Source organism: Intestinibacter sp., from assembly GCF_051866655.1.
Taxonomy (GTDB): domain Bacteria; phylum Bacillota; class Clostridia; order Peptostreptococcales; family Peptostreptococcaceae; genus Intestinibacter.
Genome location: NZ_JBJDXL010000167.1, coordinates 1 through 5,434, shown reverse-complemented (window position 1 = coordinate 5,434; position 5,434 = coordinate 1). Strand labels below are relative to the sequence as shown.

Genomic DNA, 5,434 nt, shown 5'->3' with positions numbered 1-5,434 from the left:
GAGACTCTAATGAACAGTACTGGAAGGATAAAGGATATAATCCTGAATACTATAACTTCTTTAATGATGGTATGAGGTGGTCAACTTGTTGTGATTTCAGTTAAATATGGCAGCAATAGATAAAACTTATGTATCTACTTGGAAAGAATACAAAGAAATACGAGATTGGGCAGAAGTGACTAATGTAGTATTTCCAGATGGTACAAAAGGAGCTAAATTAATTGAATGGTTCTATTTCCCTAATCTAGGAGAATCCGATTTCATTGATTCTAAAGAATATGTATTATGGAATACTGATCTTCTTACAGATATGTTCTTATATGCTAATTGTCCTTTTGAATTAGTACAGAATAGACTTAAAGAGCAATATAGCGACTTGTCTGAATTAGAAAGGAAACCAATTAATAAACATGAAGTTGGGAACCACTTTAAGTTTCCGAAGAAAATTTTAAAGTGTACTTATTTAATTAATGTAGAAAGAGAGGGAGAACATTGGTGGTATGATGAACACATTAATCAATGGGTAGAACTAAGTGAATTACGTCGCTCTAGTTGTAGTAGTTGCTATGTAAAAATCCTTCTAGAAAAAAGCTACAGAGAATGATTAGAAAATGGAATTTGCCTAAAGGAGTTACAATTGAAGTTATTTCTATAAAATACTATTATGATTTTGAAGTCTTAATTAGAAAATAATATGATAGACAAGAGAGACATACTATCAAAAGCTATTTATGAGTGCTTAGTAGAGTGCTATAAATGGGCGCAACCATCTATTAATGTAGATGAACTTATAAAGAATAAGCAAATTCAAGAAACTCAAGATGATAAGTTTATGGATAGATATTATCTATCTCAAGAAAACTTTAAATTTATTCAAGAGATGTTTATGGATGCTTATCGAATAAGGAATAAATGGGAAGATCATGTAGATCTATTAGTTAATTATATTACTAGTAAAGATAGTAAGAAAGATGTCTATATTCCTAGAAATGGGGATAGACCTGGATATAGAGGATATAAACCTATTGTTCCTCTAAATGAAGTAATCCTTAATTACTTGAAAGAGTACTTTGTACTTAAAGATAATAATCAATCTGATATTGTAGAGAAGGATGCTAAGGCTCTTCAAGATAAGATTCTCAAACTAGTTGATACTTGTAAGGAGTTTTATAAGAGGGATATGGATCATGAAGCTTTCTTGATCAATACCGCTTTGGGTTGGAGTCCTACTAGTAATAAGGAGAAAGTAGAGGAGTATTGGAAATCTCATGGTCGTCCAAATTTTACTATTAAAGATTTTAAAGTAGAAGAAGTTATATATGGTATGCCATTAAGAGACGAAAATGGTACTGAACTAAAGGATGAGAATGGCTTTATTTTATATGATGAAGATATTACAGAGGAATCTTTTATTGAATCATTAAAATGAAAGAGATAATAGTAAAATCTAGGTACAGAGATGTTGTTATTAAGCTATGTCCAATATCAGATTCAGTATACGAGGTACATACTAATAGTATGTATACTAGAATAGGGTATAGAAATGATAACAGCATAGAGTTTATCGACTTTGAAGGAGGTCCATTCATTAGTATTGGCTCTAATATAGAAGGTAACATAGTTAAGAATATAACTAAAGGTGATAACTATTTAATTGAATTTGAAAATGGAAGCATATCAGGAAAGAATGATTAATGAATATAAAGAGTGGAAAGGATATAACGAAATCCTTAGAGAAAGACTTACAAAGCTAATGGAGTTTCTAAATAGTGATAAGTCTAAAGAACTCGATACAGAAGCTAGAGCTATGTTGTATTGTCAACATTGCGCTATGATGTCCACTTTACAAAATGGAGAGCAGTATCTACAGATCCTTAAAGATAGATGCACTAAAGAAGGTATTTCTGTAGAGTGAAAATTCCTAGTAAATTTAATGTAGGAGGAGTAGAAATTACTGTTGCTGAGAGAGATTTTCTTGAAAATCAAGCTCTTGGCAACAGTAATTTTTGTGATGGAACTATATTCATAGCTAACTCTTCTTATAGTGTAGAACAAAGCGAATCAAGTAAAGAAAATACATTTCTTCATGAGCTTACTCATTTAATATTACAAGCAATGGGACAGAATGAGCTTCATGATGATGAAGTATTTGTATCTTCATTTGCTGGATTCTTATGTGAAGCTATTAAAAGTTTTAAATATGATTCCGAAAGTTAATGAGCAATATCATTTCTTTGATGATGGTAAAATATCAGAATCTAGACATGAAATAGTTACCATTGAAGAAATATGTGACTTACATAGTGTTCCTCTAGATGTATTTGATGCTTGGAGAAGAGAAGTAAAATACTGCGTGAACTATAAAGGAGATCCATATCTCTATGCTAAAGAAACTGATTTCTTTATAAAGGCTAGAGGAGAGCAGACTAAAGAATTATGGTTTGTTAGAACTATATCTGGAGGTTGGTTCTCTATAGATTATCCAAAAACATGGACAGCAGGAAAGTTAGATATTACTGGAGAACTATATAAACAATTACATAATGCTTAAATACGTTGATACGGCTATTACATTTCTAGAAGTTCCTAATGAGATTACTCTATGTATAAATATCTCTAATTGCCCTTGCCACTGTAAAGGTTGTCATAGCTCTTATTTAGCAGATGATATTGGAGAAGTATTAGTATCTGATGAAGACAGTCTAGCTAAAGGATTTGGGAAACATATCAGTAATCAACTTTATAAGCTAATACGAGAGAATGAAGGTATAACTTGTATATGCTTTATGGGAGGAGATTCTAATCCAGCTGATATAAACTTCTTAGCAAGAGCTATTAAACTACTTAATTGGGTTAAATTAAAGGTAGCTTGGTATAGTGGTAGACAAGAACTTTCTCCAGATATAGATTTTCGTTGGTTTGATTATATTAAGCTCGGACCATATGTAGAAGAGCTTGGACCACTTAATAAACCAACTACCAATCAGAAGTTCTATAAGGTAAAAGCTACTAATGAAGAATTTCCTAGATATATAATTGAGGATAATACTTATCTATTTTGGAATGACACTAGCAAGAAAACTAGTAGAGACACTTAATTCATTTGAAGAAGAACTTAGAGCTAATGAGAAGAGTATTAAGTTACAATTAGATTGTGCTAATGAGTTAATAGATAAAGTAATAAGAGTACTCAAAGATAAAAGTACTCAAGATTACGAAAAGGTTATACTTTTAAAATATCTATTATGCTAGAGGTAATAGTCGTATACTCTGATAAAGACCAAATCAAAGAACTTGCTCCTAATTCTAATATTACATTACTAAATACAGTATTAGATAAGAAGAAAGCATTTCAGTTAAAAGGGGCTTGGGGAGCTAGATTAGACCCATTTGCAGTAGTAAAAGAAAATGGAAATGTGATAAAAGCCTTCTATTCAGAAGCTCAAAATGTTGTAGAAGAACTAAATAAGTATTTAAATGGGTAAATTAATAGTAATAGGGGATATTCATGGAAAAACCATATGGAAAGATATTGTAAATCAAGAGTTTGATAAAGTTATATTTCTAGGAGATTATGTAGCAACTCATGATGATATATCGGTAGAGCGACAGTTAAGAAATCTAGATGATATACTAGAATACAAAGAGAAGAATCTTGATAAGGTAGTACTTTTAAGAGGTAATCACGATCTTGATTCGCTTGGATATTCTTGGGCTAGATGCTCTGGACATGATGAGGACTTAATTGTATATATGTCTAGAGAAGAATATCGTAATAGATTCCTTAACTTAACTAGTTGGATACATATACATGATAATATAGTATTCTCCCATGCTGGAATATCAGAAGTATGGCTAAAAGAAGTAGCAAATCTTGATGACATTACTAAGATAAATGATTTAGAGCCATCTCCTATATTCGGATTCTGGGCAAATCAAGTTTATGATATTTACGGAGATTCTCCTACACAACCCCCTACTTGGGTTAGACCTATAACTTTAGCTAGATATACTATTGAAGGATATACTCAAGTAGTTGGTCATACACAAGTAAAGAGAATAGTAAATGCTAAGGAAGCCGTAAAAAATAAGCAAGATATATGGTTGTGTGATGCTCTAAGTATCAATCAGTATCTAATAATAGATAATGGTAATTTTATAATCAAAACTATACAAAATGAAAGTAAAAATTAAGAAACTTTGTGAAAATGCAGTAATTCCATCATATGCTAAACCAGGAGATGCAGGAATGGATTTAACAGCTACTAGTAGAGTATTTGATAAGTATGGCAATGTTGAATATGGTACTGGATTAGCTATGGAAATCCCAGAAGGATATGTAGGTCTTATATTTCCTAGGAGTAGCGTATGTAAGCAGGATTTATCTCTGTCTAATAGCGTTGGTATAATAGATAGTTCTTATCGTGGAGAAATAAAATTCAAGTTTAAACCTACTTTATCGTATATGGACTTTACTGTTGGAAGGGATGAGTATGGTATAGGTGAGGATTCTGATACGTTTGATATGGTAGATGCTTGTGGATCTAATAGAAAAGATAGCCCAGAGGTTTCTATATATGAAATAGGAGATCGTATAGGTCAAATTATAATAATGCCTTATCCTAACATAGAGTTTATTGAATCTAATGAACTATCAGATACTGAAAGAGGAGAGGGCGGATTTGGATCAACTGGCAAAACTAATAATTGAATATGATGACTAAAGAGAAATTTATTAATCTTATCTCCGAGCATCAAAAGTATAATAAGAGACTTGATGAAGTCTGTAAAGTACTAGACGTAGATTTGTGGGAAGCTGATTGGGTAGAATATGCAAATGTTCTATTTGATACTACTATAGGTCTATTGTTTACAGATGAAGGTCAAGATACTATTTCTTGGTGGCTATACGAGAAAGATGGAAGACCAGATATGAAGATGTGGGATTTAGAAGATAATGAAATTCCTACAGAAACTTTAGATGATCTTTGGGAAATAGTTAAAAGTGATCTACGCCAATGATAACATATATGCTTGGAAAAGCTTCTACTGGTAAATTTAGGTTTGCTATTGTAGAAACTGATGAAGAGTGGCATGAACCAGAGCATGGTTATATTATACAAAGAAGTTATGGTCAGGTTAAGGGTAAAACTACCCTTAGCCCAACTATAGTAGTTGATAGAACTAAGCAGAAGAGAACTTGGAAGCAGCAACTAGAACTACAATATAACTCAGAAGTCAAAAAATACCTTGATAAGGGTTACGTTAAGGTAAATAAGCACCCAGATGAGTATACAGAGGAAGAACTTAATGAGATCTTTGGAGAGGTTAAGACTAATCAGTTCGGAGTAATTAAGCCACAATTAGCAAAGCAAGCTGATAAAGTAACTAACCCTAAAATCTTTGATAAAAAGTGGATTATAAGTAGAAAGCT

The 5,434-nt window shown here is 31.8% G+C and carries 13 protein-coding genes; all 13 read left to right on the top strand.

All coding sequences use genetic code 11. The features are described 5' to 3' along the window. Positions 1-106: 106 nt before the first annotated feature. Positions 107-604 (top strand): hypothetical protein, encoded by a 498-nt coding sequence (locus ACI3VO_RS05090; RefSeq protein WP_439756875.1) that lies wholly within the window; start codon positions 107-109, stop codon positions 602-604. Between the two features lie 90 nt (positions 605-694). Continuing rightward, positions 695-1,429, top strand: a complete 735-nt coding sequence (locus ACI3VO_RS05085; RefSeq protein ID WP_439756874.1) for a hypothetical protein — start codon at positions 695-697, stop codon at positions 1,427-1,429. After that, positions 1,426-1,695, top strand: coding sequence for a hypothetical protein (locus ACI3VO_RS05080; protein WP_439756873.1), 270 nt, complete (start codon positions 1,426-1,428; stop codon positions 1,693-1,695). The genes ACI3VO_RS05085 and ACI3VO_RS05080 overlap by 4 nt, the downstream gene beginning before the upstream one ends. Beyond that, positions 1,688-1,915: a crAss001_48 related protein gene (locus ACI3VO_RS05075; protein ID WP_439756872.1), complete on the top strand. Its 228-nt coding sequence runs from the start codon at positions 1,688-1,690 to the stop codon at positions 1,913-1,915. The genes ACI3VO_RS05080 and ACI3VO_RS05075 overlap by 8 nt, the downstream gene beginning before the upstream one ends. Continuing rightward, positions 1,912-2,217 carry a hypothetical protein gene (locus ACI3VO_RS05070; protein ID WP_439756871.1) on the top strand — a complete coding sequence of 102 codons (306 nt, stop codon included), beginning with the start codon at positions 1,912-1,914 and terminating at the stop codon, positions 2,215-2,217. The genes ACI3VO_RS05075 and ACI3VO_RS05070 overlap by 4 nt, the downstream gene beginning before the upstream one ends. Continuing rightward, positions 2,201-2,551: a hypothetical protein gene (locus ACI3VO_RS05065; protein ID WP_439756870.1), complete on the top strand. Its 351-nt coding sequence runs from the start codon at positions 2,201-2,203 to the stop codon at positions 2,549-2,551. The genes ACI3VO_RS05070 and ACI3VO_RS05065 overlap by 17 nt, the downstream gene beginning before the upstream one ends. Next, on the top strand, positions 2,544-3,098 hold the full coding sequence (locus ACI3VO_RS05060) for a hypothetical protein (protein ID WP_439756869.1): 555 nt from the start codon (positions 2,544-2,546) through the stop codon (positions 3,096-3,098). The genes ACI3VO_RS05065 and ACI3VO_RS05060 overlap by 8 nt, the downstream gene beginning before the upstream one ends. Further along, a complete protein-coding gene (locus ACI3VO_RS05055) occupies positions 3,064-3,252 on the top strand; it encodes a hypothetical protein (protein WP_439756868.1) in 189 nt (62 codons plus the stop codon). The genes ACI3VO_RS05060 and ACI3VO_RS05055 overlap by 35 nt, the downstream gene beginning before the upstream one ends. Further along, positions 3,246-3,485, top strand: a complete 240-nt coding sequence (locus ACI3VO_RS05050; RefSeq protein WP_439756867.1) for a hypothetical protein — start codon at positions 3,246-3,248, stop codon at positions 3,483-3,485. Before ACI3VO_RS05055 ends, ACI3VO_RS05050 begins: the two co-directional genes overlap by 7 nt. Further along, positions 3,478-4,194, top strand: coding sequence for a metallophosphoesterase (locus tag ACI3VO_RS05045; protein ID WP_439756866.1), 717 nt, complete (start codon positions 3,478-3,480; stop codon positions 4,192-4,194). Before ACI3VO_RS05050 ends, ACI3VO_RS05045 begins: the two co-directional genes overlap by 8 nt. Then, positions 4,178-4,711 carry a dUTP diphosphatase gene (locus ACI3VO_RS05040; protein ID WP_439756865.1) on the top strand — a complete coding sequence of 178 codons (534 nt, stop codon included), beginning with the start codon at positions 4,178-4,180 and terminating at the stop codon, positions 4,709-4,711. The genes ACI3VO_RS05045 and ACI3VO_RS05040 overlap by 17 nt, the downstream gene beginning before the upstream one ends. A gap of 2 nt (positions 4,712-4,713) precedes the next feature. Further along, positions 4,714-5,022: a hypothetical protein gene (locus tag ACI3VO_RS05035; RefSeq protein WP_439756864.1), complete on the top strand. Its 309-nt coding sequence runs from the start codon at positions 4,714-4,716 to the stop codon at positions 5,020-5,022. Then, on the top strand, positions 5,019-5,434 hold a 416-nt coding region (locus tag ACI3VO_RS05030; RefSeq protein WP_439756863.1), incomplete at its 3' end, for a hypothetical protein. The genes ACI3VO_RS05035 and ACI3VO_RS05030, both read left to right, overlap by 4 nt.

What these genes read in the sequence shown, in the direction of transcription:
- ACI3VO_RS05090 (WP_439756875.1), top strand. Translation starts at nt 107, where the DNA reads ATGGCAGCAATAGATAAAACTTATGTATCTACTTGGAAAGAATACAAA.
- ACI3VO_RS05085 (WP_439756874.1), top strand. Translation starts at nt 695, where the DNA reads ATGATAGACAAGAGAGACATACTATCAAAAGCTATTTATGAGTGCTTA.
- ACI3VO_RS05075 (WP_439756872.1), top strand. Translation starts at nt 1,688, where the DNA reads ATGATTAATGAATATAAAGAGTGGAAAGGATATAACGAAATCCTTAGA.
- ACI3VO_RS05050 (WP_439756867.1), top strand. Translation starts at nt 3,246, where the DNA reads ATGCTAGAGGTAATAGTCGTATACTCTGATAAAGACCAAATCAAAGAA.
- ACI3VO_RS05060 (WP_439756869.1), top strand. Translation starts at nt 2,544, where the DNA reads ATGCTTAAATACGTTGATACGGCTATTACATTTCTAGAAGTTCCTAAT.
- ACI3VO_RS05080 (WP_439756873.1), top strand. Translation starts at nt 1,426, where the DNA reads ATGAAAGAGATAATAGTAAAATCTAGGTACAGAGATGTTGTTATTAAG.
- ACI3VO_RS05045 (WP_439756866.1), top strand. Translation starts at nt 3,478, where the DNA reads ATGGGTAAATTAATAGTAATAGGGGATATTCATGGAAAAACCATATGG.
- ACI3VO_RS05065 (WP_439756870.1), top strand. Translation starts at nt 2,201, where the DNA reads ATGATTCCGAAAGTTAATGAGCAATATCATTTCTTTGATGATGGTAAA.
- ACI3VO_RS05040 (WP_439756865.1), top strand. Translation starts at nt 4,178, where the DNA reads ATGAAAGTAAAAATTAAGAAACTTTGTGAAAATGCAGTAATTCCATCA.
- ACI3VO_RS05035 (WP_439756864.1), top strand. Translation starts at nt 4,714, where the DNA reads ATGATGACTAAAGAGAAATTTATTAATCTTATCTCCGAGCATCAAAAG.
- ACI3VO_RS05055 (WP_439756868.1), top strand. Translation starts at nt 3,064, where the DNA reads ATGACACTAGCAAGAAAACTAGTAGAGACACTTAATTCATTTGAAGAA.